At 46.7% G+C, this 1,345-nt stretch carries 4 tRNA genes and 1 rRNA gene; all 5 read right to left on the bottom strand.

What is annotated here, in order from left to right:
• Window positions 1-271 precede the first annotated feature (271 nt).
• Window positions 272-347 (bottom strand) — tRNA-Ala (locus tag PAND9192_RS20230).
• Window positions 348-391: 44 nt separating this feature from the next.
• Window positions 392-467 (bottom strand) — tRNA-Val (locus tag PAND9192_RS20225).
• A gap of 68 nt (window positions 468-535) precedes the next feature.
• A tRNA-Lys gene (locus PAND9192_RS20220) sits at window positions 536-611 on the bottom strand.
• 21 nt (window positions 612-632) lie between these two features.
• A tRNA-Glu gene (locus PAND9192_RS20215) sits at window positions 633-708 on the bottom strand.
• Window positions 709-809: 101 nt separating this feature from the next.
• A 16S ribosomal RNA gene (locus tag PAND9192_RS20210) occupies window positions 810-1,345 on the bottom strand; the annotation flags it as partial.

The raw sequence follows: 1,345 nt of genomic DNA, 5'->3' as shown, positions 1-1,345 counted from the left end.
TAATAATCCGATCAAGAAAATATTAAACATTGGTTTTTCGCCGGACTCATTTATTTGTCTTCACTTTAAAAAGTGAAAGCAAACACAGACACTTGAATGTGTATGTTTTGAGAACTCGTTTTTATTCTTCTTTTACAAGAAACAACAAAAACATTTTTAAAATCAATCTTTCGATTGAATTTACTAGTCAGCTTTCCAGATTGTTAAAGAGCATGCAATTATCTAATGATAACCACTTTGTAATCACACTCTTACGAATGCATTTATAAAGTGGTGGAGCTATGCGGGATCGAACCGCAGACCTCTTCGCTGCCAGCGAAGCGCTCTCCCAGCTGAGCTATAGCCCCTTAAAGTTTTACTTCTTTAGGAGAAGTTCTCTAAAAAGAGAAAGTGGTGGGCGATACCGGGCTCGAACCAGTGACCCCCTCCTTGTAAGGGAGGTGCTCTCCCAACTGAGCTAATCGCCCACGATAGTTGCTATTTGTTTTCACTTTAAAAAGTAAAACCAAACTAGCTTTCCTTCGTGGAAAGGAAATGGTGGGTCGTGCAGGATTCGAACCTGCGACCAATTGATTAAAAGTCAACTGCTCTACCAACTGAGCTAACGACCCAATTTTCACTTCAAAGAGAAGTGGCGTCCCGTAGGGGAGTCGAACCCCTGTTACCGCCGTGAAAGGGCGGTGTCCTAGGCCTCTAGACGAACGGGACAATGTTCATACTTATTGTTGTTGGGCAACAATAAGTGGCTCTTTTACATTTCGACCAAGCAATCTGTGTGGACACTGCATAAAACAGCATAAGTCTTTAGGTAAGGAGGTGATCCAGCCCCAGGTTCCCCTAGGGCTACCTTGTTACGACTTCACCCCAGTCATGAACCACACCGTGGTAAACGCCCTCCCGAAGGTTAAGCTATCTACTTCTGGTGCAGCCCACTCCCATGGTGTGACGGGCGGTGTGTACAAGGCCCGGGAACGTATTCACCGTGACATTCTGATTCACGATTACTAGCGATTCCGACTTCATGGAGTCGAGTTGCAGACTCCAATCCGGACTACGACGTACTTTGTGGGATTCGCTTACTATCGCTAGTTTGCAGCCCTCTGTATACGCCATTGTAGCACGTGTGTAGCCCTACTCGTAAGGGCCATGATGACTTGACGTCGTCCCCACCTTCCTCCGGTTTATCACCGGCAGTCTCCCTGGAGTTCCCACCATTACGTGCTGGCAAACAAGGATAAGGGTTGCGCTCGTTGCGGGACTTAACCCAACATTTCACAACACGAGCTGACGACAGCCATGCAGCACCTGTCTCAGAGTTCCCGAAGGCACTAAGCTATCTCTAGCG

This window comes from Photobacterium andalusiense (assembly GCF_900185625.1).
Lineage (GTDB): Bacteria > Pseudomonadota > Gammaproteobacteria > Enterobacterales > Vibrionaceae > Photobacterium > Photobacterium aquimaris.
Note: the sequence above shows the minus strand (reverse complement) of the source record. Positions and strands in the feature narration are given on the sequence as shown.